The sequence below is a fragment of the Marinobacterium profundum genome, from assembly GCF_001528745.1.
GTDB classification, from domain to species: Bacteria; Pseudomonadota; Gammaproteobacteria; order Pseudomonadales; family Balneatricaceae; genus Marinobacterium_A; species Marinobacterium_A profundum.
In genome coordinates this window covers 1-26,246 of the sequence record NZ_BCNS01000096.1, presented here as the reverse complement: position 1 = coordinate 26,246, position 26,246 = coordinate 1, and the positions used below count along the sequence as shown (strand labels likewise).

Annotated in this window: 20 protein-coding genes; 16 read left to right on the top strand and 4 right to left on the bottom strand. The window is 55.5% G+C overall.

The window, feature by feature from the left end; genetic code table 11:
- Positions 1 to 26: 26 nt before the first annotated feature.
- The 6 genes from MPRO_RS07935 (at position 27) to MPRO_RS07910 (ending at position 6,650) form a co-directional block, all read left to right on the top strand.
- Entirely contained in the window at positions 27 to 776 is a 750-nt protein-coding gene (locus tag MPRO_RS07935) for an SDR family oxidoreductase (RefSeq protein WP_067290020.1), read from the top strand.
- Positions 777 to 829: 53 nt separating this feature from the next.
- Entirely contained in the window at positions 830 to 2,353 is a 1,524-nt protein-coding gene (locus MPRO_RS07930; protein ID WP_067290016.1) for a sugar ABC transporter ATP-binding protein, read from the top strand.
- Entirely contained in the window at positions 2,353 to 3,378 is a 1,026-nt protein-coding gene (locus tag MPRO_RS07925; RefSeq protein ID WP_067290013.1) for an ABC transporter permease, read from the top strand. Before MPRO_RS07930 ends, MPRO_RS07925 begins: the two co-directional genes overlap by 1 nt.
- A 101-nt stretch (positions 3,379 to 3,479) precedes the next feature.
- Complete coding sequence (locus tag MPRO_RS07920; protein ID WP_067290011.1) at positions 3,480 to 4,427, top strand: ABC transporter substrate-binding protein; 948 nt, start codon at positions 3,480 to 3,482, stop codon at positions 4,425 to 4,427.
- Between the two features lie 82 nt (positions 4,428 to 4,509).
- Positions 4,510 to 5,370: a fumarylacetoacetate hydrolase family protein gene (locus MPRO_RS07915; RefSeq protein ID WP_067290007.1), complete on the top strand. Its 861-nt coding sequence runs from the start codon at positions 4,510 to 4,512 to the stop codon at positions 5,368 to 5,370.
- Positions 5,371 to 5,645: 275 nt separating this feature from the next.
- A complete protein-coding gene (locus MPRO_RS07910) occupies positions 5,646 to 6,650 on the top strand; it encodes an aldo/keto reductase (RefSeq protein ID WP_245635050.1) in 1,005 nt (334 codons plus the stop codon).
- 38 nt (positions 6,651 to 6,688) lie between these two features.
- Here MPRO_RS07910 and MPRO_RS07905 read toward each other — a convergent pair whose 3' ends face one another.
- Positions 6,689 to 7,030: a DUF3461 family protein gene (locus tag MPRO_RS07905; RefSeq protein WP_067290000.1), complete on the bottom strand. Its 342-nt coding sequence runs from the start codon at positions 7,028 to 7,030 to the stop codon at positions 6,689 to 6,691.
- 304 nt (positions 7,031 to 7,334) lie between these two features.
- On the opposite strand from MPRO_RS07905, the gene MPRO_RS07900 reads away from it, so the two are divergent.
- A complete protein-coding gene (locus MPRO_RS07900) occupies positions 7,335 to 7,598 on the top strand; it encodes a hypothetical protein (protein WP_067289997.1) in 264 nt (87 codons plus the stop codon).
- A gap of 84 nt (positions 7,599 to 7,682) precedes the next feature.
- Here the strand turns inward: MPRO_RS07900 and MPRO_RS07895 are convergent, their stop codons facing one another.
- Positions 7,683 to 8,078, bottom strand: a complete 396-nt coding sequence (locus MPRO_RS07895; protein ID WP_067289994.1) for a DUF3461 family protein — start codon at positions 8,076 to 8,078, stop codon at positions 7,683 to 7,685.
- Positions 8,079 to 8,279: 201 nt separating this feature from the next.
- Entirely contained in the window at positions 8,280 to 8,645 is a 366-nt protein-coding gene (locus MPRO_RS07890) for a glutathione S-transferase N-terminal domain-containing protein (RefSeq protein WP_067289982.1), read from the bottom strand.
- Between the two features lie 223 nt (positions 8,646 to 8,868).
- On the opposite strand from MPRO_RS07890, the gene MPRO_RS07885 reads away from it, so the two are divergent.
- The 4 genes from MPRO_RS07885 (at position 8,869) to MPRO_RS07870 (ending at position 16,124) form a co-directional block, all read left to right on the top strand.
- Positions 8,869 to 10,203 carry a vWA domain-containing protein gene (locus tag MPRO_RS07885; RefSeq protein WP_067289979.1) on the top strand — a complete coding sequence of 445 codons (1,335 nt, stop codon included), beginning with the start codon at positions 8,869 to 8,871 and terminating at the stop codon, positions 10,201 to 10,203.
- 24 nt (positions 10,204 to 10,227) lie between these two features.
- Positions 10,228 to 11,937, top strand: coding sequence for a sensor histidine kinase (locus MPRO_RS07880; RefSeq protein ID WP_067289976.1), 1,710 nt, complete (start codon positions 10,228 to 10,230; stop codon positions 11,935 to 11,937).
- Positions 11,934 to 12,620, top strand: coding sequence for a response regulator transcription factor (locus tag MPRO_RS07875; RefSeq protein WP_067289973.1), 687 nt, complete (start codon positions 11,934 to 11,936; stop codon positions 12,618 to 12,620). The genes MPRO_RS07880 and MPRO_RS07875 overlap by 4 nt, the downstream gene beginning before the upstream one ends.
- 87 nt (positions 12,621 to 12,707) lie before the next feature.
- Positions 12,708 to 16,124, top strand: coding sequence for an adenylate/guanylate cyclase domain-containing protein (locus MPRO_RS07870; RefSeq protein WP_067289970.1), 3,417 nt, complete (start codon positions 12,708 to 12,710; stop codon positions 16,122 to 16,124).
- A 75-nt stretch (positions 16,125 to 16,199) separates the two neighbouring features.
- Here MPRO_RS07870 and MPRO_RS07865 read toward each other — a convergent pair whose 3' ends face one another.
- Entirely contained in the window at positions 16,200 to 17,081 is an 882-nt protein-coding gene (locus MPRO_RS07865) for a helix-turn-helix transcriptional regulator (protein ID WP_067289967.1), read from the bottom strand.
- 193 nt (positions 17,082 to 17,274) lie between these two features.
- Here MPRO_RS07865 and MPRO_RS07860 point away from each other — a divergent pair, with 193 nt between their 5' ends.
- The 5 genes from MPRO_RS07860 to MPRO_RS07845 all read left to right on the top strand — a co-directional run bounded on the left by MPRO_RS07860 (position 17,275) and on the right by MPRO_RS07845 (position 26,098).
- Entirely contained in the window at positions 17,275 to 19,548 is a 2,274-nt protein-coding gene (locus MPRO_RS07860; protein WP_067289964.1) for a copper amine oxidase, read from the top strand.
- Positions 19,549 to 20,146: 598 nt separating this feature from the next.
- Positions 20,147 to 21,175, top strand: coding sequence for a LacI family DNA-binding transcriptional regulator (locus tag MPRO_RS25040; protein ID WP_082708553.1), 1,029 nt, complete (start codon positions 20,147 to 20,149; stop codon positions 21,173 to 21,175).
- A 620-nt stretch (positions 21,176 to 21,795) separates the two neighbouring features.
- The gene (locus MPRO_RS07855; RefSeq protein ID WP_067289961.1) at positions 21,796 to 24,219 is read left to right on the top strand and encodes a GcvT family protein; all 2,424 of its coding nucleotides are present in this window, start codon (positions 21,796 to 21,798) and stop codon (positions 24,217 to 24,219) included.
- 185 nt (positions 24,220 to 24,404) lie between these two features.
- A complete protein-coding gene (locus MPRO_RS07850; protein ID WP_067289959.1) occupies positions 24,405 to 25,157 on the top strand; it encodes an electron transfer flavoprotein subunit beta/FixA family protein in 753 nt (250 codons plus the stop codon).
- Positions 25,158 to 25,168: 11 nt separating this feature from the next.
- Positions 25,169 to 26,098 (top strand): electron transfer flavoprotein subunit alpha/FixB family protein, encoded by a 930-nt coding sequence (locus tag MPRO_RS07845; protein WP_067289957.1) that lies wholly within the window; start codon positions 25,169 to 25,171, stop codon positions 26,096 to 26,098.
- The last annotated feature ends 148 nt before the right edge of the window (positions 26,099 to 26,246 follow it).

Sequence of the window (26,246 nt, the reverse complement as noted above, 5' to 3'; positions counted from 1 at the left end):
GAAAAACTAAAACAGGAGAATCAAGCATGCGGCTTGAAGGCAAAACAATTCTAATTACTGCTGCCGGACAAGGCATTGGTCGAGCCAGTGTACAGGCCTGCGTCGCTCAGGGTGCGCGGGTTATTGCTACCGATATCAATCTGGATGCGCTCGAAAGTTTGCAGCGCGAGTCAGACTTAATCGAGACCCGCTTTCTGGATGTGACCGATGCCGAGGCTGTCAACGCGCTCGCCGCAGAGTTGCCAGGGCTGGACGGACTCTTTAACTGCGCCGGTTTTGTGCATCACGGCACCATACTCGAGCTTTCAGATGAAGACTGGGACTTCAGTGTCAGTCTGAACGTAACCTCCATGATCCGCATGTGCCGCGCTTTTTTACCTGGCATGTTGCAGCGCGCGCAGCAAACCGGGAGTGTTTCGATCCTGAACATGGCGTCTATGGCATCCTCTATTAAGGGTTTTCCTGCCCGTACCGCCTATGGCACAACCAAGGCTGCGGTCATTGGGCTGACCAAGGCGATTGCCGCTGATTATGTAAAGCAGGGCCTGCGTTGCAATGCGCTTTGCCCTGGCACAGTTGATACGCCATCCCTGCGCGGACGCATTGCGGCTGCGGCTGATCCGGTTCAGGCCGAGAAAGATTTTATCGCCCGCCAGCCCATGGGGCGTTTGGCTCAAGCATCCGACATTGCGCATATGGTCGCTTATCTGCTTTCAGATGAAAGCCAGCTTGTGACAGGACAGGCGATGCTGGTTGACGGCGGAGTCACCATCTGACGAGAAACCTCACCATCTAATAATTATTAAAATAGGTTTTGGAGGGTTGCGGGATGACACTACTTGTCAAAATGCACGGGATCGAAAAGTGGTTTCCAGGGGTGCATTCGCTGAAGAGTGTGCAGTTTGATCTGGCTGAGGGAGAAGTCCACGCGCTGATGGGGGAAAACGGTGCCGGCAAGTCGACTCTGATGAAGGTCCTGTCGGGCATATACAAGCGCGATGGCGGTGACGTCTGGGTTCGGGGTGAGCTGGCTGAACCGGCTGGACCACGTGAGGCGCAGGAGTTGGGTATCGGAATAATCCATCAGGAACTCAGCCTGATGAACGATCTGACGGTTGCGCAGAATGTATTTATCGGACGTGAGCCCAGAGGTTTTTTGGGGCGTTTGGATGAGCGTGCCCTGAACCAGCAGACGGCGGAAATTTTCGCCACGATGAACCTGAAACTTGATCCCAAGGCCATTGTCGGGACTCTGACGATTGCCAAACAGCAGATGATCGAGATCGCCAAGGCGCTGTCATTCCGCTCTCGTGTGCTCATCATGGATGAACCTACGGCGGCACTGAATGATGCGGAAATCGCTGAACTCTTTGGCATCATTCGCCAGCTCAAGGCTGAGGGCGTGGGCATCATCTATATCAGCCACAAGATGGACGAGATAAAGCAGATTGCAGATCGGGTAACCGTTATGCGCGATGGCGAATACGTCGACACTGTGCAGGCGAGCGAGACGCCGCTGAGCCGAATTATCTCGATGATGGTCGGCCGTGAGGTGCAGGAAAACCCGCTGGTAGTGCCGGACACCTCTGGCAACGAAGTCGCGCTTGAAGTCAGGCAGCTCAATCGAGGCGCAGAAATACGCGACGTCAGCTTTTCTGTAAAAAAGGGCGAGATACTCGGATTTGCCGGTCTCATGGGCGCCGGCCGTACCGAAGTGGCCCGTGCAATCTTTGGCGCCGATCCGCTGGAGAGCGGCGAGATCAGGGTTCACGGCAAGGTTCGCAGCATCAAGTCTCCCAACGACGCTGTCTTTGCCGGAATTGGTTATCTGTCGGAGGATCGCAAGCACTTTGGCCTAGCCACGGGCATGGATGTGCGCGCAAATATATCCCTGGCAAGCCTGAATACCTTTACCAGCCGGGCGGGCGTGCTGGATGAAAAGGCGATGAAGGATGTCGCTGTCGGTTATATCAGCCAGTTGGGTATTCGTACGCCGTCTGACCGGCAGGAGGTTCGGTTTCTTTCCGGGGGTAATCAGCAAAAAGTGGTTATCGCCAAATGGCTGCTGCGGGACTGCGATATTCTGATTTTCGACGAACCCACCCGTGGTATCGATATAGGCGCCAAGTCTGAAATCTACAAGCTACTTGAGGAACTGGCGGGCCAGGGTCGCGCGATCATAGTGATTTCGTCCGAGCTGCCCGAGGTCATGCGCCTCAGTCACCGCATTGCCGTTATGTGTGAAGGGCGCCTGACCGGCATTCTGCCAGGTGGTGCGGGTACAACCCAGGAAGCAATCATGCAATTGGCCACGCAGCGTGAAGCTAGCGTATCGCTGGCAGGAGAAAAATAATGAGTGCCGTAAACCCGACTATAACCACAGTGCCCCCCGAAAAACCCAAAAGCCTGTTGTCCCGGCTGATTGAAATGGGGACCCATCAGCGGCTGCTGGCCTTTGCCAGCCTTATAGTGCTGCTGATCGCTTTCTCCCTGGTCTCACCCAATTTTATGCAGACCTCCAACATGATCGCCATCCTGCAGGCGACCTCGGTTAATGGCGTGCTGGCGATAGCCGCAACCCTGGTGATTATCACCGGCGGCATCGACCTGTCCGTCGGCACCCTGATGACGTTCACGGCGGTGATGGCCGGTGTCGTATTGACCTACGCGGGTATGCCGTTGCCCCTGGGCGTGGTGGCTGCCATTGCGACCGGTGCACTCTGTGGTCTTTGTTCCGGCACCTTTGTGGCCAAGATGAAGATCCCGCCCTTTATCGCCACACTGGGCATGATGCTGATTCTCAAGGGACTGTCGCTGGTAATTTCGGGCACCCGTCCGATTTATTTCAATGACACGCCCGGTTTTGACCTGATTTCCCGTGGATCCCTGATTGGTGAAATCATTCCGGCGCTGCCCATTCCCAACGGTGTGCTCATCCTCTTCCTGGTCGCCGCGGCTGCCAGTTATATCCTCGGCCGCACCGTGCTTGGGCGCTATGCCTTTGCACTGGGCTCCAACGAAGAGGCGGTGCGTCTGTCCGGCGTCAATACGGATGGCTGGAAGATGGCGATCTACGCCCTGGCCGGCGGTATTTGCGGCATCGGCGGGCTGCTGATCGCTTCGCGTCTTAATTCTGCGCAGCCGGCCCTGGGTTTGGGGTACGAACTTGAGGCCATTGCCGCTGTTGTTATAGGTGGAACCTCACTGTCCGGCGGGCGGGGCACTATCCTCGGTACCCTGATCGGGGCCCTGATCATGGCGGTGTTGACCAACGGTTTGCGGGTTCTCTCGGTCGCCCAGGAATGGCAAACCGTGGTGACCGGAGCAATTATCATTTTGGCCGTTTATGCCGACATGATGCGTCGCAAGAAAGCCTGATATCGAATTACCAACCGAAACAGTTTTTAACCCTGTGAGGGGGCGATCCAGAGTCCCCGCACAACCTCGACCCAAAAAAAACAGAAACTGAGGAAATCAACATGTTGACACGTCGCACGCTACTTGGCGTTATTGGTGCAATCACTCTGAGCGTTACCGCTCCTGCTGCTATGGCCCAGGAAGAAATTTATATCCCGCTGATTTCAAAAGGATTTCAGCATCAATTCTGGCAGGCTGTGAAATTAGGTGCTGATCAGGCGGCTGCAGAATTTGATGTGCGGGTCACTTTTGAAGGTCCTGACAGTGAAACTATGGTGGATCGTCAGATCGACATGCTTGCCGCGGCGCTGGCCAACAAGCCCAGCGCCATTGGCTTTGCCGCCCTCGATAGTCAGGCTGCCATCCCGCTGCTGCGCAAGGCTGCCGAGGCGGGTATCTCGGTCGTCGCCTTTGATAGCGGTGTGGAGAGCGATATCCCGGTAACCACCGCCACGACTGACAATGTCGCGGCGGCGGCGCTGGCCGCAGACAAGATGGCGGAATTCATTGGCGGGGCAGGGAAAGTGGCAGTGGTCGCCCATGACCAGACCAGCCGTACTGGCATCGACCGTCGCGACGGTTTCCTCAACCGCATTGCAGAGGCCTATCCGGATGTTGAAGTGGTCTCGGTGCAGTATGGCCAGGGTGACCAGCTGCAATCGACTGAAGTGGCCAAGGCCATTTTGATTGCGAACCCGGGCCTTTCTGGCATGTTTGGCACCAACGAAGGTTCTGCCATTGGTATTGTGAATGCCGTGCGCGAGATGAGCGCGACCGATCTTGTCATCATTGGCTACGACTCTGGCAAAGCCCAGACCAATGCGATTCGTGAAGGGGTGATGGCCGGTGCTATCACGCAGAACCCTGTCGGCATTGGCTATGAAACCGTCAAGGCCGCCCTGAGTGCCTATCGTGGCGAGAAGCTCCCCGAGATCATAGATACCGGCTTTTACTATTATGATGCGTCGAACATTGACGAGCCCAAGATTGCCGCTGTGCTCTACGATTAATCGTTTTCAGGGGCATGATCCGGCTTAAATTACCGGGTCATGCCTTTATCCCTCAACACGGATTCAACAACAGGAAATCTACATGAAGCTTCTACGCTACGGGTTGGCAGGCCAGGAAAAACCAGGTGTTCTGGATGAGAACGGCCAGGTCCGCGATCTCTCTGCGATAGTGCCAGATATCGCCGGAGCTGCGCTTGGCCGCGACAGTATCGCGCGCTTGCAAGGGCTGGATATCAGCACGCTGCCGATCGTTGCAGGCACGCCGCAGCAAGACCTGCGCCTGGGTGCCTGTGTTGGCGCTGTGGGCAAGTTTATCTGTATCGGCTTGAACTATGCCGATCACGCTGAGGAATCCGGTATGCCGGTGCCTCCTGAGCCTGTGATGTTCAGTAAATGGACTTCGGCTATTGTTGGGCCTAACGATGATATTCAAATCCCCCGCGGCTCCCAGAAAACGGATTGGGAAGTTGAACTGGGTGTGGTGATAGGTACAGGCGGCTCCTATATCGATGAAGCGGATGCCATGAAGCATGTGGCTGGTTTCTGCGTTATCAATGATATTTCGGAGCGAGAGTACCAGCTCGAGCGCTCGGGCACCTGGGACAAGGGCAAGGGGTGTGACACTTTCGGCCCTACAGGACCCTGGCTGGTTACGCCCGACGAGGTAGGTAACCCAGATGAACTGGGCCTTTGGCTCGAGGTTGACGGAAATCGCTACCAGAATGGCACTACGGCGACCATGGTGTACAAGGTGCCTTTCCTTATCGCCTATTGCAGTCAGTTCATGAGCCTGCAACCCGGTGACATTATTTCGACTGGAACCCCGCCGGGCGTGGGTCTGGGCATGAATCCACCGAAATATCTCAAAGGCGGTGAAGTGATGCGTTTGGGCATCGATAGACTGGGCGAGCAACGCCAGCTCGTGCGTGCCTTTGATCTGTAAGCAGCTTGTCGTTTGAAAATGTATACAGACAGCGCTGATCCCGTTTTTTATCTGACCGCTGCCTGCACAACTGAGCCCGGTGGAATTTTGCTCATCCTGCGACAGAGTATTAATCCGCAAGAATCAAAGCAGCAACTTGCCTGCCGAGTATTCAGCCGGACGTGACGGACAAATCGGGAGGGAATCTGTTTGTCCACCGGGTTAGAAGTATTTAAATAAAGTTTATGGACTGGCCTTCCCCTAAATACCCATAAAAATTGACGTGGACTTTAATCATGAAAACCAGGGTTATGGACAGGAGCGGTACGCCGATAACTGAGTTGGGCTTCGGTGCCGCAGGAATTGGTAATTTATTTCGCAGTATTACCAACACTGAAGCCCAAGCGGCGGTGAATGCGGCCTGGGGTCAGGGTGTACGCTATTACGATACCGCCCCCCACTATGGCGCTGGTCTTTCCGAGCGCCGCCTGGGGCTGGCGTTGCATGAAAAGCCACGGGATGAAATATTTCTCTCCACCAAGGTAGGGCGTTTGCTGCATCCGCTGCAGAAAAACGCACCCATGGAAGAAGCCGGTTTTGTCGGTGCGGCGCCCTTCAAACGTCATTATGACTACACCTATGATGGGGTCATGCGTGCCTTTGAGGATTCGCTGCAACGCCTGGGCGTGGCTGAAATTGATATGCTGCTGATGCATGATCTGGATGTGTTTACCCAGGGGGAAAAGCTGCCAGAGCTATTCCGTATTGCCATGGATAGTGGCTTCAGGGCGATGTCTGAGCTGCGCGATCAGGGGGCCGTCAAGGCCATCGGCCTGGGCGTTAATGAGTGGCAGGCATGTGATTCGGCGCTGGATCAGGCCGATTTTGACTGTTTTATGGTGGCTAACTGCTTCACGCTGCTTGAAAATGAAATTACTGAAAGCTTTACCGCCAGATGCAGCCAGAAAGAGGTTTCACTTATTGCGGCCGCGCCCTTTAACTCGGGCATCCTCGCCAAGGGATCAGCCGGCGCAGGGCACTATTTTTATGATGCAGCGCCGTCTGAGGTCATCGACAAGGTCATTGGGCTGGAAAAAGTATGCAGTGAATATGGGGTTCCCTTGCCCGCCGCCGCAATTCAGTTCCCCCTGCTATATCCCTGCGTCAAATCGGTTGTTATTGGCATGACCAGCGCTGCCAGAATACAGCAGAATCTTGACTGGTATGAACACTCGATTCCAGCTGAATTCTGGCAGGCACTTATGGACAGAAACTACATAGCTCCTGTCACCATCGGTTAACACTGGGGTCTCGGTGCTGTTATTTCAGTACTCTGATGTCAGTGCCACTGTTTCAGGTTGAAACGCATCTCCGCGATCTTGGCGCTGACGACCTTTTCGAGGTGGCTCAGCTCGCTCAGCAGCTGCTCCCGTGTGGCTGCGGGTTGGCCCTGGCGGGTCAGTTGCTGCAATTCGCCCAGAGCGCCGAGCAACTCGGCGGCGGAGGTATTTTTGGCCGCGTGGGGGAAATCGAATTTCATGCTGTGAGGCAGGCTACTGCCGTCAGTGCTGTGGAAGTAGATCTTGAGTTCGTCGCTGTGGCTGCCTTCCTTGAGCGCATAGCGCGCAATGGACTCAACCTCGGTAATTCCCATGGCAGAGAGTGTCGGGTACTTGTGCATGAGATCTCCAGCTTGTCGGCAAAGGGTGGCGGCAGTTGGGCTGAGCGGCAGTCCTGTCCTTGTATATAGGGGGAGAGCCATGATGGTCCGTCTGACAGGGTAGGGGCTTTGGCGGCATTGCTCTAGCGCCAGTCGCCACTGAACGATGATGCCAGTCAGGCAGACGGGAAAGGCGCGCTTGGTTCCACCCAGGCAGCAAGGCTGGATCTAGCCACAGCGGGCCTTGCTGGTCATGATGCAATCATGCGCCCTGAATGGCGCCTCTGTTTATAAAACACTGCTATAAAAAAACGAAGGTGACGATATGGCTGCAGCAAGCGTGGAAATCAAACTCAGCGAACAGGCGGCAAAGCTTTTTGCGGACTACGAGCGTTATACCAATGTAACGGCTGAGGTTTACATCAACGAGCTGGTGGACAAAACCCTGCCCACACTGCAGGCCATGGTGTCGGCATTTGAAGAGTGCCAGGACAACCCGGATGCGGTGATGGAAGTCTTCGGTCGCAAGATGGGTGAGATGATGCTGGAGCAAAAGCAGGCACAGCAGGCGGCCAGCGAGTCGCACTAAGTTGCATCAGGTTTCGCAGGTGCCTTGATATGTTTCAGTAAGAGCAGCAGGCAGTGGCTATAGAGCCACCGCCGGCAAAGCGCCTTACTTCATGCTTTCGATCTGACGACGCAGTTCGTCGATTTTAGAGTTCACCACGGTTTCGAGGTGATTCAGATCTTCCAGAAAACGGGCTTTCAGGTCTTCTGGCGGCAGGGCGGCAGGCTGGGTAGTCAGCTTGTTCAGCTCAATCACGGCGTTCTGCAGCGTTGGGCTGCTGTCGGTGAGGCTGTCCCATTTTTCACCGCTGCGGAACTGCATCGGGATGGACTTGCGCGGACGTGCAAAAGTGAATTTCTTGCTGCGTGACAGCAGCGACGCCTTGGGGCGCTTGTAGTAAATTTTCAGCACGTCCACATCGCTTTCGCGGCGCAGGCTGTACTTGGTGATGTCTTCGAAGGAGCTAATGCCCATCTCTTCGAGCGTAGGGTAATCTGACATGAGTTCGGTCTCGCCAATAACAATGGATAAAGGGTCGTCTGGCTATAGCAGGATAACCGCAAAAGCCAGTATCAGCACATTTGGATATATGTGCCGTCTGTAATCGAGATTGTTGTTATTGTCGAAGCGGGCAGATTATAGAGCCTGCAATCTGTCCGCATAGATCCAGCGCTAGCTCCCGTTGGTGCCAGCCGGGCTTACTTAAACCGCCGCGACCGAGTCCAGGTAGCGCACTATATCCGACGATTCATACATCCACTGTACATCGCCGTTTTCGCTTTCGATGCGCAGGCACGGCACTTTCAGCTGTCCACCCTGTTGCAGCAGTTCCTGGCGGTAGTTCGCCTGCTTTTTCGCATCCCTTGTTTCAATCTTCAGCGACTGACGACGCATGGCGCGACGTACTTTGACGCAAAACGGGCAGGCGGCGTACTGGTACAGTGACAGGCGCGAGGTCTGCGTATCTAGCACGGCCTGTTGCTCGGGTGTACGCTTGATGCCCCTTGGGCGGGTCAGAAAGTCGAGTAGCAGAATGATTCGTCCAAGAATCCAGCGGATGATCGCCATCGTGTAATACCTTTGAAAAGCTGATTCTGTAAGAGCGCCGCTTTATATCACAGATACCGGTGTGCGGTCGAATTTTGATCAGTGTCAGGGCTGCTTACAATCTTTTTACAATACCCATACGTTTGTCTGACCGCCCGAGCGCGCGGGCGCCCTAGAGTGCAACACAGACAGTGACCATTGCAGCGCGACCGGCACTGTATACACTCAACCGGGGAGAACGATCATGCATACTGGGATAAAACATCATTGCTGGCTGCGGCCACTACTGTTGCTCGTGCTTTGGCTGCCGCTGGCAGTACAGGCGCGGGAGGTGGGCCTTAATCTGAGTCTGGCCACGCCCGTGATGGACGCCGGCAGCACTCAGACGGCCTTTATCAAGATAGCTCTGCAGGGGTTCGAGCAGGAAAGCCAGGCGCAGCGCTCGCCGGTGAATGTCGCCATAGTGCTCGACAAGTCCGGCTCCATGAGCGGCGAGAAAATAGCCAATGCGCGCGAGGCGGCCATTATGGCGATTGCGAGCCTGGATGCACGGGATATCGTCTCGGTGATCAGTTATGACTCCCGCGTTCAGGTGGTGGTGCCGGCGACCCGGGTGGAGGATCGCCAGTCGATTTATCGCGCCATTCGTCGGTTGCAGGCCGGCGGCAATACGGCGCTCTTTGCCGGCGTTAGCAAGGGCGCGCGGGAAGTGCGCAAGTTCCTGGAGCGCCAGCAGGTGAGCCGGGTCATATTGCTGTCCGATGGCCTGGCCAATGTCGGGCCCCAGTCACCCCATGAACTGGGACGCCTGGGCCAGTCCCTGGCCAAGGAAGGTATCAGTGTCACCACTATTGGCCTGGGACTGGGGTACAACGAAGACCTGATGACCCAGCTGGCGGGCTTTAGCGATGGTAACCATGCCTTTGTCGAAAATGCCGCGGATCTTGAACGTGTCTTTCAATATGAATTCGGCGATGTTATGTCCGTTGTGGCGCAGGATTTGAACATCGAAATTCGCTGCCTCAATGGCGTACGGCCGCTGCGTCTGATCGGGCGTGAGGCTGAGGTGATCGGCGACCGGGTGCGCACCCGTCTGAGTTCGCTCTACAGTGAGCAGGAAAAGTTCGTCATTCTCGAGGTAGAAGTCCCGGCCCACGCCGCTGGCAGTACTCTGGATCTGGCCGAGGTGCAGCTGGATTACAACAATCTGGCACTGCGGGAAAAACGCCAGCTCAGTGGCCTGGTACAGGTCGCCTTCAGTGCCTCGGAGCAGGAAGTGCAGCAGGCGGTCGACAAACTGGCACTGGAGTCTGCGGTGGAACAGGTAGCCAATGAATACAGCCGTCAGGCGCTGGAGCGGCGTGACCAGGGTGATATCGAAGGTGCCAGGAGCATTCTGCAAAAAAGTGCCAAGCTGCTGGGGTCCAAGGCCGACAGTCTGAGTTCGCCTCGTCTGGAGGCGCAGAAAGCCGAAGCGCTCAAAGATGCCGATGAAATATCATCGGAAGATGACTGGAACCGCAAGCGCAAGGAATTGCGCGAACGCCAGTACAAACGCTCCACTCAGCAAACCTATTAACGGAAAAGGGAGGCCTTTGAGCCTGTGAGATATCGCGCCCCGCTGTTGCTGATTCTGTTGGTGCTCCTGCCCGTGCTGCTGTTGGGCTGGCTCGGCCTGCGCCTGCAGCACAACGAACAGCAGCTGGTGGGGTTGCAGCTGCAGACGCTGATCGAGCAGCAGTTGCAGTCAGTGGATCAGCAACTGCAGACCCATTTTCGTCAGCTTGAAGGTGTGCTGGCACAGCAGGCACAGCGCCTGCAGCGCCAGACGGACCACGACTACAGCAGTGAAAACTTGCGTGCCTTTATCAAGGACTCGGTCTACGTGGAGCAGCTGTTTGTACTGGGCGGCGACGGGAATAGCGAGCGGCTGTTTCCTCCGCGCTTCGCACCGCTGAGCCAGGCGGAGCAGCGTTTTGTCGAGCAGATGCAGCCACTGTGGCAGTCGCCGGACCTGTTTCGCCCGGCGGCTGCTGATCCCGTGGATCAGCGGCAGCAGGCACCGGTGCTGGCGGCGGGTGATTCCTCCAGTTATCTGGCCAGTGGCCAGCTGCGGGCGCCGTCGGCCCCGGCCGAGCTGGCGCTGGATCTGGCGGACGCCGACTCTGTAACCGCCAAGGCAGAAGCTGTTGCCACTGCGCCTTCTGGCTGGATTGCCTGGCACGCCAACACCGGTTTAATGCAGGTGTACTGGTGGCGCGATGATCAGGGGCGGACACTGGGCTTTGTGCTTAACAGCGCACGCCTGCTGTCGGATCTGATTAACCGCTTGCCGGAGGGCGAGCTGGGCGACCGGCAGTTGGGCAATGCCGAAATTCGCCTGCTGGACAGCCGTGGCAGCACTCTTTACAGCTGGGGTGGTTACCGGGCCCAGGGCAATGCACTGCGCGTGCTCTGGCTGAACCATCCGCTGGGCAGCTGGCGGCTTGAGTATCATGCCCCGGCCGGCACTCAGGCCGGAGCCCAGGGCGCGTTCACGCAGGTGGCGCCGCTGCTGCTACTGGCACTGGGGCTGGGTCTGCTGGGCTATCTGTTGTACCGCGAGCATGGTCGGGAGCTGCGACTGGCCCGTCAGCGGGTCAATTTTGTTAATCAGGTGTCCCACGAGCTGAAAACCCCGCTGACCAATGTGCGCCTCTATGCCGAAATGCTGCAGGAACGTCTGGCGGATGACGAACAGGACCCCGTGGTGTTGCGTTATCTGAATGTTATTACCGGCGAGAGTCAGCGCCTGTCGCGCCTGATCGACAACGTGCTGAGTTTCTCCAGGCTGCAGCGCCAGCGGCTGCAGTTACGTTTTGAGTCCGCCGATGTGGATGAGCAGATTGACCGCATACTGCAGACCTTTGTGCCCCTGCTGCTGCAACGCGGTATCGAGGCCGAATTTGCCGCCGGGATAGGCGCCAGGCTGCGCTACGATGCCGGCGCGCTGGAGCAAATTCTCAATAACCTGCTGAGCAACTGTGAGAAATATGCGCCTAACAGTGGCCGGCTAAAACTTGAGTCCTGGTTGCAGGGCTCAAGCATTTATATTCGGCTACAGGACCAGGGCCCGGGGATTGAACCCGGCGAGCAGCAGCGGATATTCGAGCCGTTTTATCGCAGCAGCAACAAACTCACCGATGGCGTGGCGGGCACGGGTATTGGTTTGGGGCTGGCGCGCGAACTTGCCCGCGCCCACGGTGGTGACCTGACCCTGGAGCCCGGCGGGCAGGGCGCCTGTTTTCTGATTCGGCTGGAGTTAAAACCATGAAAATACTGATTGCCGAAGATGATCTGAATATCCGCCTGGGGCTGACGGATCTGCTGGAGGCCGAGGGCTACAGCTGCCTGGAGGCCGCCAATGGCGACCAGGCCTGGGCGCTGTTCGAGCAGCACAGGCCCGACCTGGTGTTGCTGGATATCATGATGCCGGGGCAGGACGGCTACAGCCTGTGCCGGCGCATCCGTCAACAGGACCAGCAGCTGCCGGTGATCTTTATTAGCGCCAAGTCGGAGGAGATTGATCAGGTGCTGGGGCTGGAACTCGGAGCCGATGACTATATCAAGAAGCCCTTTGGCAGCCGCGAGGTGGTGGCGCGCATCCGTGCTGTCACCCGTCGCTGTCTGGCGCGGCGCATGCAGCCCGCCGAAGATGACAGCTTCCAGATGGCGGACCTGCGGGTGTTGCCGGCGCAGCTGCGGGCCGAGCGCAGCGGCAGTCGCATCGACCTGAGCCTCAGGGACATGCAGATTCTGCAGTTGCTGCACCGTAATCCTGGCCGGGTATTGAGCCGTGACGAGCTGTTTGATGAATGCTGGGGGCGCCACTATCTTCCCAGCAGCCGCACCCTGGATCAGCATATCTCCAAGCTGCGCAAGGCGGTGGAGCTGGATCCGCGCAACCCCGCGATTATCGTCACGGTGCACGGCGTCGGTTACCGCTATGATGGCTGATGGCACTGCGGCTATGCTTTGAGCTGAAATGCGCACAATGGCAACGGATGCTGTTCTGTAAACGCCAGACGGAGGATACATAATCCCATGCGTTGCACTGACTGTGGCCAGGACAATATAACCGGCGCCCGTTTTTGCGAGCACTGCGGTACCCGCATGGCGCGCTGCTGCCCGGGCTGTGGTCAGGTCGTGAGTCCGACTGCCCGTTTCTGTAATGCCTGCGGTATCGCGCTGGAAGATGCGGCCCCCGAGGCGTTGCCGGCCGCCACTACCGCAGCGCCCATTCACTATACCCCGCCGCATCTGGCCCAGCGGATACTGGCAGAGCAAAGTGCCCGCCAGGCGCGCGGTGGCAATGGCGGCGAGCGCAAGACCATTACAGTGCTGTTCGCGGACATGACCGGCTCCACAGCACTGATTCAGGATCTGGATCCGGAAGAGGCGCGCCGACTAATCGACCCGGTACTCGAGCTGATGATGGAAGCTGTGCATCACTACGAGGGCTATGTCGCCAAGTCTCTGGGTGATGGCATTCTGGCGCTGTTCGGGGCACCCATCGCCCACGAAGACCATCCAAGACGCGCACTCTATGCGGCGCTGCGCATGCAGGAAACGATACGCCATCACAGCGATCGCCTGCGGCTGGAGCAAGGCATTGCGCTGCAGGTGCGGGTGGGTATTCACAGCGGTGAAGTGGTGGTGCGGGAAATTCGTACCGATGACTTGCACACGGATTACGACCCAGTGGGCAATACCATCAACATAGCCGCGCGCATGGAGGGTATTGCTACCCCCGGCACCATCCTGGTGAGCGAAGCGAGCCATCGCCTCACAGAGGGGTACTTCAACTTCAAGCCATTGGGAGAAACTCGCATCAAGGGCCTGTCCGAGCCTTTGGCTGTGTATGAACTGCAGGGGCTCGGCGCCCTGCGAACCCGGCTGGAGGTAGCCGCGCACCGGGGGCTGGCACGCTTTGTCGGTCGCCGGGGCGAAATGGTGCAGCTACAGCAGGCGCTGGATAAGGCCTGCAGTGGTCAGGGGCAAATAGTCGGTGTGGTGGGGGAGCCGGGTGTCGGTAAGTCGCGGCTGTATTACGAGTTCAAGCATCGCGCGCAGCAGTCCTGTCGAGTACTGGAGACCTTTTCGGTTTCCCACGGCAAGGCCTTTGCGTGCCTCCCGCTGATCGAGTTGCTGAAGAATTACCTGCAGATTGGGCCCAAGGATGATGAACGGCAGCGGCGTGAAAAAATCACCGGCAAGGTGCTGACGCTGGATCGCAGCCTGGAAGGCAGTCTGCCCTACCTGTTCTACCTGCTGGGGGTGACCGAGGCCGATTCAGCGTTGCGGCAGATGGATGGGCAGGTGCGGAGACAGCGCACCTTCGAGGCGATCCGCCAGTTGCTGGTGCATGAGAGCCTCGATCAGCCGCTGGTACTGATTTTCGAGGATCTGCAATGGCTGGATCGCGAAACCGAAGCTTTCCTCAGAACCCTCAGTGACGGTGTGCCCGCTGCTCGCATGTTGCTACTGGTGAACTATAGACCCGAATACCAGCACGACTGGGGCCAGAAAAGCTGCTATACCCAGCTACGCCTCGACCCGCTGGGGCCGATAGAGGCGCAGGAGCTGCTCGCCGCCCTGCTGGGGGACGATGCATCCCTGGCGGCGCTCAAGCCACTGATCATGACCCAGACCGAAGGCAATCCCTTCTTTCTGGAGGAAGTGGTGCAGACCCTGGTGGAGGAAGGCGTGCTCAGTGGCAGCGCGGGTAATTTTCAGCTACAGCAGGCGCCGGCGGATCTGCATATACCGACTACGGTACAGGGGGTTCTGAGTGCACGTATTGACCGCCTGGCCATGGCCGAGAAGGCCCTGTTGCAGACTCTTGCAGTGATCGGCAAGGATTTCCCCTGGAGTCTGGTGCAGCAGGTGGTCGGGCCGCCGGATGACGATCTGAAACGGGGGCTGTCACGTCTGCAGGCGGGAGAGTTTCTGTATGAACGCCCGGCTTTTCCGGAAGTCGAGTACACCTTCAAGCATGGCCTGACCCAGGAAGTGGCCTACGGCTCTCTGTTGCAGGAGCGGCGCAGCCGGCTGCATGAACGCACGGCCCAGGCGATTGAAACCCTCTTCAGCGCCAGTCTGGATGATCGCTGCAGCGAGCTTGCGCACCATTACAGTTGCAGTGGTAACGCCGGCAAGGCGGTGGAATATCTGCTGCGGGCCGCAGATCAGGCGATGCACCGCTCCGCCAGCAAGGAGGCGCTGGCGCACCTGCGCCAGGCGCAGGGCCTGCTGCCGGCACTGCCCGATACGTCGAGGCGGGCAGAGCTGGAGCTGCAGCTGGAGATCAGCCTGGGGCATGTCTGGATGGCGGTGCGCGGCTTTGGCGCCACTGAGGTTGAAACGAGCTTTACCCGGGCCATGACCCTTGCGCGGGAGCTTGGTGACAGCAAGCCGCTGTTTTCCGCGCTGGTGGCATTGCGCCGGTTTTATACCCTGAGGGCCGATTTCGGTGCCGCCCAGGCCATGGCCGAACAACTGCTGGTTATGGCGCAGGCAGCAGCAGACCCGGCCCTGCTGGTGCAGGCCCATGCTGCCCTGGGGGCGACTTCGCTGTTTCGCGGCCAGCTGAATGCTGCGCAAAAACACTGTGACCAGGTGCTGGCGCTCTATGATGCGCACGAACATGCTAGCCATGCCTTTGTGTACGGCATCGAGCCCGGAATTCTGGGGCGGATTATCGGCGCCTCGACCCTGTGGTTCCGCGGTTTTCCCGATCAGGCGCTGAGGCGCTGTCTGGATGCGCTGGAACTGGCACAGGAGGTTCCCAACCCTTATACCCTGGCGGATCCGATGATCTTTAGGGCGGAGCTGCATCACCAGCGCGGTGAAGTTTCAGAGGCGCGGGAGTGGGCCGAGTCGGTTATTGAGCTTGCGACCGAGCAGGGTTTCCCCTATTGGCATGCCCGCGCCAGTATCCTGCGCGGCTGGGCCCTGGTTGAGCAGGGCGCGTCGGCTGAGGGCATTGGGATCATTCGCCAGGGGATGCAGGATTACCAGGCCACTGGAGGCGAGTTTCTCAAACCCTACTTTATGGCACTGCTGGCCGACGCCCTCGGCAAGGCTGGTCAGGAGCAGGAGGCGTTAACGGTGCTGGATGAGGCTCTGGACTGCGTCAAACGGACCGGCGAGCATTTATATACGCCGGAGCTTTATCGGCTGAAGGGGCTGTTGCAGCGGCAGCAGCCTGAAGTCGCGCTAAATTACCTGCAGCAGGCCATAGCGCTGGCCGCCAAACAGGGAAGCCGCTCGCTGGAGCTGCGCGCTGCGGTCGACCTTGCCCGGCTTTTGTCCGGGGGCGAGCAGGGGGCCAAGAGGCGGGAAGCCCTTGAGTTACTGGCCTCGCGTTACAGTTTGTTCGATGAAGGTTTTGATAGCACCGATCTGCTGGCGGCCAGGACGCTGCTCGAACAGCTGAGCCAAAAAACGGATGCAAACTGAGGCCTAACTCAGCGGTGTAAATGCCAGCCCCAGCGCGCACTCAGTGACCAAATCACGGATTAGCGGTAGTTATGATTAAGCCACGCTGGTGGCGCCATGGTGAGCGATTGCGCTGTAACTTCTCGGCCGATGGTGCGAGGACGATGTTGCTAACTGAAATTGTAATTGCTTCGGCGTGCAGTTGGTAAACTCTTGGAATTCCTTATAGAAATGCGACTGATCATAATAACCATAGTCATCATCCAGGCTGGCAAATGAGGGCGATTGACCTGGATCCATCCACTCGCTTTCTGTACCGCTGACCAAGTGCTCCAAGGTGGCTTGAAAACGCACAATACGGGCGTACTTTTTCGGCGACAGCCCCATCTCGGTATTGAATTTATGGCGCAAGGAGCGCGCGCTGCAATGCACCTCATTGGCAAGTTCTTCGATGCGAATCACGCCACAGGTTTGATGGATCCGCTCCAGACTGTGCCCAATCATGTCTGTTTGTCCTCCGTCCATCACCCCGTTCTGGATTAACCATTGCTCTGACCAGCTAACGCGATCGGAAAAATGCGGGCATTGGGTCAAGTGATCTATCCATTGCTCTGCATCAGAACAGATATCCACAAGGTCGACTTTGCATCCGGTCACTTGCTGGTAAGGCACAAAGGGCAGGCGTCGACTGACAGAAGGCGACAACCGAATCCCAAAATAGGTTTGCCCTGGCTGATTAAAAACAGGCGTCCAGCGCAGAGCACTGCCGCGTAACCACGCCTGAGGATTCATATCGGTGCAACAAAACAGAATGTCTGCACAGCCATCGGGCACCGCCTGGATAGGCAAGTCTGATAAGGGCGCGGTGAATTGATAGTAAAGCACGGACAGACCCGGGTAACGAATCAGGCGTTGTTGGTAATGCTCACCGCTTAATTTAAAGCCGTATTGCAGCGGAATATAGTGTCCCAGGGTCATTCCATGCTCCAGATGCTTCGCACCACCGTTGGTCAAATGGCTGGTTTTTTACGCCAAAGTCCACTTAATAAGCATGGAATGTGCCAATTTTTCGATGTGTCTATATCGTCCGTTTTTTACAATACCCGCCGATGGAGCCTTGTCATGATTATTTAAGCGAGTAGCAGAAACTAGATAAACAAGGAACATCGCAATGACGTTTAAACCAAAGGCGCTGGTCAAAGCGCTCATGCTATGTGGTGCATTAAGCAGCCCTGTGGTTCTTGGCCACGGTAGTCCGGTGGAGTACATCACGCTGGAGTCGTCGTTGGAGAGCACGGGAGCCTCCATGTTTTTTGACCAGGATGCGCAGCAGGTACATATCAACAAGGGTGAGGTGCATATCAGGGCTACCGTTGGAGAAAGACAGGCTGAAGTGAATGGCAAAATTATCGACTTGATGGCGCCTATCAAGGTCGAGAATGGCCAGGTTCTGGTAGACAGTCAGTTTGCCAACGAAGTTTTGCAAAACCAGCTGTTACAAACTTTTGCCGTGAGCGCAGGTGTGCATCCGATGGATCCATTGAGTGCCGATGAAATCGCTTTGGCAAGCCAGGTGGTCAGGCAATCGGCACATTACAAGGATAATTTGCGTTTTACGGAAATCCTGTTGGCCGAGCAGGACAAAGCCAGGGTCTGGGACTGGACCTTTGGCGGCAACCAGACCTTCCAGCGCCTGGCCAACTTTACGGTTCTGGATGGAAAACAGGTCATTGAAGGCACCGTAGACCTTGGCAGCAAAACGGTGACACGCTGGGAGCCTATCGAAGGTGCCCATGGCATGGTGATACTGGATGATATGGTCACGGTGCAAAAGGTCATCGAAAACAGCCCGGCATATGCACAAGCTCTGGCGAAACGCGATATTCATGATGTGAGTAAAGTCATCGCGACCCCGCTCACTGTCGGTTACTTTGAAGAAGCCGATGGTTTGAAGCAAGAGCAGCGCCTGCTTAAAGTAGTGTCTTACCTGAATGTTGGTGATGGCAACTTTTGGGCCCACCCCATTGAAGGTTTGGTGGCGGTGGTCGACCTGGAAACCGAGTCCGTCTTGAAGATCGAGGACGACGGTGTGATCCCGGTTCCCCTGACGCCACGTCCCTACGATGGCCGAGACTTAAAAGAGAAAGCGCTGGTAAAACCGCTGATCGTGAGTGAGCCGCAAGGCCCTAACTACAGCATGAATGGCAATATGGTGCATTGGCAAAACTGGGACTTCCACCTGAAGCTGGATTCGCGGGTGGGTCTTGTACTTTCCACCTTGACCTATAACGATGGTGGCACCAAACGCAAAGTGATGTATGAAGGCTCCCTCGGTGGCATGATCGTTCCCTATGGCGACCCGGATACAGGCTGGTATTTCAAGGCGTATCTGGACTCGGGTGATTATGGCATGGGCGTTTTAACCTCGCCGCTGGAACTCGGATCAGATGTGCCGACGAACGCCAGGCTTTTCCCTGCGACCGTCGCCGACAGCAATGGTGAGCCTTATACCATTCCCAACGCCATCGCCATTTTTGAGCGCTACGCAGGCCCTGAATACAAGCACTATAAAATGAAGGGCGACTCTCGCAATGAAAGCCGCGCCCGTCGTGAATTAGTGGTGCGCTGGATCAGCACTATTGGCAACTACGACTACATGTTTGATTGGGTGTTACTGGCCAATGGCACTATCAAGCTGGATGTGGGCGCGTCCGGAATCGAAGCAGTCAAAGGTGTTAACGCGCGTACCATGCACGATGCCACCGCAAAAGAGGACACGCGTTATGGCACCCTGATTGACCACAACATCGTCGGAACCACGCACCAGCATATCTATAATTTCCGATTGGATCTGGACGTTGATGGCGAGCAAAACTCGTTGATGGAGATCGACCCTGTAGTGGCGAAAAACACCGCAGGTGGCCCTCGCAAAAGTGTCATGACCACCAATGAACGGATCGTGCCAAACGAGCAGGAAGCGATTCAGAAATTTGATCCGTCGACCATTCGTCTGATGACCAACACCAATAAAGAAAACCGCATGGGGAACCCGGTGTCGTATCAGGTTATTCCGTTTGCTGGCGGCACTCATCCCATCGCCAAGGGGGCGTTATTCAGTCCGGATGAATGGCTGTACAAGCGGGTGAACTTTATGGACAAGCAAATCTGGGTAACGCAATACAACCCTGAAGAACGCTTCCCTGAAGGCAAATACCCCAATCAGGCAAAAACCGATACGGGGCTCAAAGCCTACACGGACGACAATCAGTCGATTCAAAATGAAGACAATGTACTCTGGATGACCACCGGCGCAACACACATTGCCCGTGCAGAAGAGTGGCCGATGATGCCGACTGAATATGTTCATGCCATGCTGAAGCCCTGGAACTTCTTTGACCAAACTCCCACATTAAACTTGCCCAAAGAAACGCCGCACCAACATTAATCAAAAATGGGCCTTGTCCGGTCGGCTCTGAATGAAATGAGGCGACGGCCAACTCTTCGCATAGGTGGGTTGGCCGTTTTTTGTGCGTCTTTCAATGGCTGTTGGTCTATTGCCTGGCACCGAACTCAGTGCAGGTGTTAGCGATGCCGGATCGGCAGGGCGCTTGCTCGCCTCTGATGACGGAATGTGCCTGAAGATAAGCCACACACGGCAGAAGGTTGTATCGTAGTGATCGCGACCGCGATGAGATATGGCTCACCACAGCGAGCAATCAGCACAGGAGGTGCAGGGTGCCTGATGGCAGGTGTCTTAGACGCGGACTGTCCCGTTTGCAGGCCGGGGAGTTTCCGGCCTGGCCCGGTTGCGGGGTAAGCAGAGCAAGCAGAAGGGCACCCATGAGTTAATGGCCGCACACTATAACGTTTTTGATGAAGGCTTCGATTCCGTTGCCCTGGAAGAAGGGGTTTTCATAGTGGATTTTTTGACTTATTGGGGTGGTTGGCATATCTAAAGACCGTAAATACCGCATTTGACTTTTAATGATAGTTGATGATATTGATCGACTTCGATTTTTGCCTGGCGGTTTGAGGTTAGCTGTATGAAAAAATTAACGACTTCATCTAATAATCCGACTTTGGATGATGTGGCCCGGCACGCAGACGTATCGCCCGCGACAGTATCGCGATTTCTAAATAATCCGAGCGTTGTTAGTGAGCGTAGTAAGAAGAAAATAGAGGAGGCAATAAAAATTCTAAACTACGTTCCCCATGCGGCTGCACGTACCCTCGCGTCCAACCGGTCGCGTATGATTGGTGTTATAGTTCCGTCATTGGATGACACCCTTTTTGGGCGTTTTCTTGAGTATTTTCAACATCGTATTTCGAATGAAGGCTACACGACGGTTGTGGCATCTTCTAACTATTCTACTGAAAAAGAACGTCTCCAGATTAACCAGATGGTTTCCCATGGCGTCGACGCAATATTACTTGTCGGCTTGTCACGCGATGAGTCTGTTTACACTTTGCTCAATAGCAAAAAAATTCCATACATTATCACTTGGGTTACGGATGGTTTGGGCGAACACCCTTGTGTGGGGTTTGATAATCATGCTGCAGCCGCAAGAATTACAGATTACCTAGTAGGAGTAGGGCATAGAAAATTTGCCATGATCTCGGGTATTTTGCAAGGGAATGATCGAGCATACAATCGCTTACAGGGCGTGCGTGCTGCCTTGGCTCGACATAATTTAAGCTTGCCTGATGAGCTTGTTATCGAAAGACCTTTTGGGGTTGAACATGGACAGGAGGCATTTCGTATCTTAATGTCTGGCTCTAGCCGGCCGACCGCAATAGTCTGTGGTTCGGATCCCCTGGCCTATGGTGCTGTTTTTGAGAGTAAAATACTGGGAGTTGATGTGCCTGGAGAGGTCTCTATTACCGGGTTTGATGATACCTGGCTGGCACCTCATTTGACGCCTCCATTAACGACACTAAGAACTCCCCAGCAGCAGATAAGTTTACTCTCCGCGGAATATCTGATCTCCAGGCTAAAAGGCGAAGATGTGGGCTTTCCTCCGACTTTGGATGTTGAATTGGTGGTACGGAAGTCATGCTCTAGCCCACCTTGATTTAACTGCTTCTTAGCGCTATTCCCCTAGGGTTATCCGAAAGTGAGACTTGGATCGCGCCACCTTCAGCTTGCCTGAAAGGGGAGCATTACCCTGCCGCTGGAGACACTCTGCTCGGCAGATCCTGGCAGGCTGATACCTGAAAGCGGGCCTGCTGCTTGGCTGTCAGCGACGGCTTTTTCATTCGGGTGGCCGAGTAGGTTCAGTCATGAAGGGGGGCGAGTATCTTTGACCCGATAGTTAGCTAAGGGTTGTTGTTTACAGAGTTATTTATATTTATTTTATATAAAAATCAATAAGTTATATTATCTCCTGTCGATGCTGTTTGTGCGTTCAAATGGTGCGATCACCTTAATAAGCATGAAAAAATGCCCCTTGAGAGTGCATTTGTCCTTAGGGTTCTGACGGCTCATATGCCCAAATGATCTCAAGCAACCTGTAAATATAATTAAAAAATTCAGTCAGTGTATTGCGTATGGAGATGTGTGGTGTTAAAAATGAAAGCGCTTTCATTGTTTGGGTGGTTTGGCCTAGATTATTAAATAAACCTGAAACCAAGCCCTGTAAGTAAGGCCAGCTATATGGGCGGGTGTTGCGAAAACACACACTAAGGAAAAGTCATGAAGAAGCATTGTAAGGTAGTGATTATTGGTGGTGGAATCGGTGGTTGTAGCACCCTCTACCACTTGACTCGTGAAGGCTGGACAGACGTTGTACTGGTCGAAAGGAACGAGCTGACATCCGGTACGACCTGGCATTCCGCCGCTCAGGTTACCAATTTTGGTGCGGTTCAGACGATGGTCGGATTAAAGAGCCATAGCATCAAGCTTTACAAAGAGTTGGCTGCCGACCCTGAAAACCCCATCAACTACCATCATGCTTCCGGCGGTATTCGATTAGCATCAACCCAAGATCATCTCGATGGCTATAAACACTTTATTTCGCTGGCAAAAGGAATGGGCGTCGATTTTGAATTAATTGATGCGGCTGAATGTGCCAAGCGTCACCCGCTGATTGAAACCCATGAGCTGTTGGGCGGTCTTTGGGATCCGCTGGATGGTGACATCGATCCCGCTCAGCTTACCCAGGCATTGGCGCGTGCGGCTCGTAAAGCAGGCGCCGAAATATATCGTCACTGTCCCGTTGAGAATGTCTATCAAAAGCCGAATGGTGAATGGGTCGTTCAAACTGTAAATGGCGATATCACCTGTGAAAAAGTTGTCAATGCCGGTGGTTATCGAGTGAATGAAATCGGTGACATGATAGGGGTTAAGTACCCTGTTATTTCGATGGAACACATGTACTTCCTGACCGAATCTATACCCGAAATACAGGCCTTTGGAAAACGCGTTCCTTTGCTGCGTGACCCACTCGACGATTTCTATAGCCGCCAGGAAAAAGACGGTTTGCTGGTGGGTATTTATGAGCAGCGTTGTAAAACCTGGGGCATGGACGGTATAGACCCTAACTTTGTTAACGCACTTTGCCCTGATGACCTGGATCGCTGCCTGGATAACATGGAGCGTGTCTTTAAGCGTATGCCATGCCTGGAAAGAACCGGTATCCGCAGCATCGTCAATGGCCCAATCACTTATTCTGCCGATGGTAACCCGCTCGTAGGCAAGACCCCTGGATTCGATAACCTCTATTCTATTATCGGTCTTCGTGCCGGTTTGGGTGAGGGTGGTGGTCACGGTAAGATCCTGGCCGAAATCATCGTTCACGGTGAGTCAGAGTGGGATACCTGGGCGATTGACCCAGCACGTTTCACACGCCATGCGAACACTGAATTTACTGCTCGTAAAGCGGTAGAAGATTACCAAAATGAATTCCGCTTCCATATGCCCCATGAGTTCCGCCCGGCAGGCCGTTTGGCGAAAACCACGCCAATCTACCCGGTGTTGAAAGCAAAAAATGCCGAGTTTGGAGTGGTGAATGGCTGGGAACGCGCCATGTTCTACAAGCCTGATGCTGATTTTGAATTCAAGCACAGCTTCCGTTTTACCGATACCGAGAAGGTTGTTGCCGCCGAAATCAAAGCGGTACATGAAGGTGTTGGCATGATGGAAGTCAGTGGCTTTAACCGTTACGAAATCAAAGGTCCTAAAGCGGCTGAATGGCTAGACAGCCTGATGTGTTCCAATGTGCCGAAAACAGTAGGTCGCGTTGGCTTGTGCTACTTCCTTACCGGTAAAGGTAATGTAGCGGGCGAAGCAACACTGGCTAAACTTTCAGATGATACCTTCTGGTATGGCTCTGCGGCGGCTTCTGAGTATCACGATATGGATTGGTTGCGCACCCGTCTTCCCAAAGATGGAGGTGTTGTGATTACGCCAATGACGAATAGTCACACCATTTTGGTGGTTTCGGGTCCCAAGTCTCGTGACTTGCTTGCGTCCTTGTCTCCTCGTACAGATTGGTCAAACAAAGCCTTCCCTTGGCTTACGGCGAAACCTGTGTTCATTGGTCATGCTGAAACCCTGGCGATGCGCGTTAGCTTTAACGGTGAACTAGGTTGGGAGTTGCATGTACCCAATGAGCAACTCTTCCTTGTTCACTCCCTGTTAGACGAAGCGGGCTCTGCATTCGGCCTGGTGCCGTTTGGTATGCTGGCAACCGAATCCATGCGCCTGGAGAAGAGCTACCGTCACTGGAAAGCGGATTTGATCACTGAATTCGACCCCTTCGAAAGTGATCTGAATCGCTTCATTAACATGGACAAGGAGAGTTTCCCTGGTAAAGAGGCTCTGATGGCGAAGGCGGGGCAACCTGCACGCAAGAAATTCGTCACCATGACAGTTGATTGTGAAATCGCCGCGGCACATCCGGGCGACTCTATCTGCGTCGGCGGTAAAGTGATTGGTACTGTTACCTCAGCGGGTTACGGTCACCGCGTTCAAAAGAATATCGCCATGGGCTTTATTGATCCCGCTTATGCCCATGAAGGCGCTGAGTTTGAAGTGGAGATCATTGGCGAGCCCTATAAGGCCCAGGTGGTGCAAAACTCTATGTTTGATCCTGAAAATGCTCGACTTAGAGCTTAAGGTTTCGAGTTTTTAATCTGAAAGTGAGTATATCAACAGGCAAGAAGCTGAGGCTGAATCGGCTTCTTGTCAATTAGATATCGGGAAACGTTATTTAAAATAATTTCATCGTAAAGCCGGTTTGGCTAATTATTTTAGATAATCATATTTCTGAGTGTTGTGTCGGAAAGTTTTCAGGAGGATTTATGAAAATTTTAGTGGGTGTAAAGCGTGTCATTGATTATAACGTGCAAATCAGAGCTAAAGCAGACGGGTCAGCTATAGAGCTCGAAAACGTCAAGATGGCCATCAACCCCTTTGACGAGGTTGCTGTCGAGGCGGCGGTTCGCTTGAAGGAAGAGGGCGTGGCCACTGAAGTCATCGCCGTGTCCATAGGCCCGGAAAAGGCCCAGGACACCCTGCGTCAGGCGCTCGCTATGGGCGCTGATCGCGCCATTCTGGTGCCGCACGCCGGCACCACCGAGCCGCTGTCCGTGGCCAAAACATTCAAGGCTCTGGCCGAGCAGGAAGGCGCGGGTCTGGTGATGCTGGGCAAACAGGCCATCGATGACGACTGCAACCAGACCGGCCAGATGCTGGCCGCCCTGCTGGGCTGGCCCCAGGGCACCTTTGCCTCGAGCCTGAAGGTGTCGGGCGAGCAGATTGAAGTCACCCGTGAAGTGGACGGTGGCCTGGAGACAGTGGCACTGAACCTGCCGGCGGTTATCACCGCCGACCTGCGCCTGCAGGAGCCGCGCTTTGCCTCCCTGCCGGCCATCATGAAGGCCAAGAAAAAACCGCTGGACAGCATCAGCGCCGAGTCCCTGGGTGTCGATCTGACCCCCCGGTTGGAACTGGTCAAGGTGGTTGAGCCCCCGGTACGCACGACCGGCAGTGTGCTGGTAGCCAACGCCGCCGAGCTGGTGGAAAAACTCAAACACGACGCAGCGATCGCTTAAGGAGACGCACCATGACCATTCTTGTCATCGCAGATCACGACAACTGTACCATCGCCTCGTCGACCTTTAACACTCTGGGCGCCGCCGCTCAGATCGGTGGCGATATTGATGTCCTGGTACTGGGCGGCGAGTGCAGCACGGTGACAGCTGCCGCTGCCGCCATCCCCTGTGTACGCCGGGTGCTGAGCGCCGACTGCGAACTCTTCGCTCAGCCCCTGGCTGAAGACATGGCGCCGCTGGTGCAGCGCTGTGCCGAAGGCTACAGCCATGTGCTGGGATCCACCACGACCTTCGCCAAAAACCTGTTGCCCCGCGTCGCTGCGCTGCTGGATGTACCGCAGATCTCCGATATCAGCGGCGTGATTGATGCCAACACCTTTGAGCGTCCGATCTATGCCGGTAACGCCCTGGCCACAGTGCGCAGCCATGACGCCATCAAGGTGATCACGGTACGCAGCACCAAGTTCGAAGCAGTAGCGGTTACCGGCGGCAGCGCCGAATGCCTGGCGATAGACGCGCCTGCCGCCCAGGCCCTGGCACGTCTTGTCAGCCGTACCGAAGCCAAGTCCGGAGGCCCGGAACTGACCACGGCACGTATCGTGATTTCCGGTGGTCGCGGCATGGGCAACGGCGAGAACTTTGTCCTGCTGGATACAGTCGCCGCCAAGCTGGGTGCTGCGGTGGGTGCATCCCGCGCTGCGGTCGATGCCGGCTTTGTACCCAATGATTACCAGGTGGGCCAGACCGGCAAGGTGGTGGCGCCTGATCTGTATATCGCCGTGGGCATCTCTGGTGCCATCCAGCACCTGGCTGGCATGAAGGACTCCAAGATGATCGTGGCGATCAACAAGGACCCGGATGCGCCCATCTTCCAGGTGGCAGACTACGGCATCGTCGGTGACCTGTTTGACGTGATGCCCGCGCTCGACGCCGCGCTCTGAGACTTCGATTACCTTTAAATACATAGGAACCGAGATGAAGAACAAACCTGCATACATTCTTAAAGTGTCCTGCCCGGGCAAGGTCGGCATCGTTGCCGCCGTAGGTAACTTCCTGGCCGACCGGGGCTGCTTTATCAAGGAGTTTCAA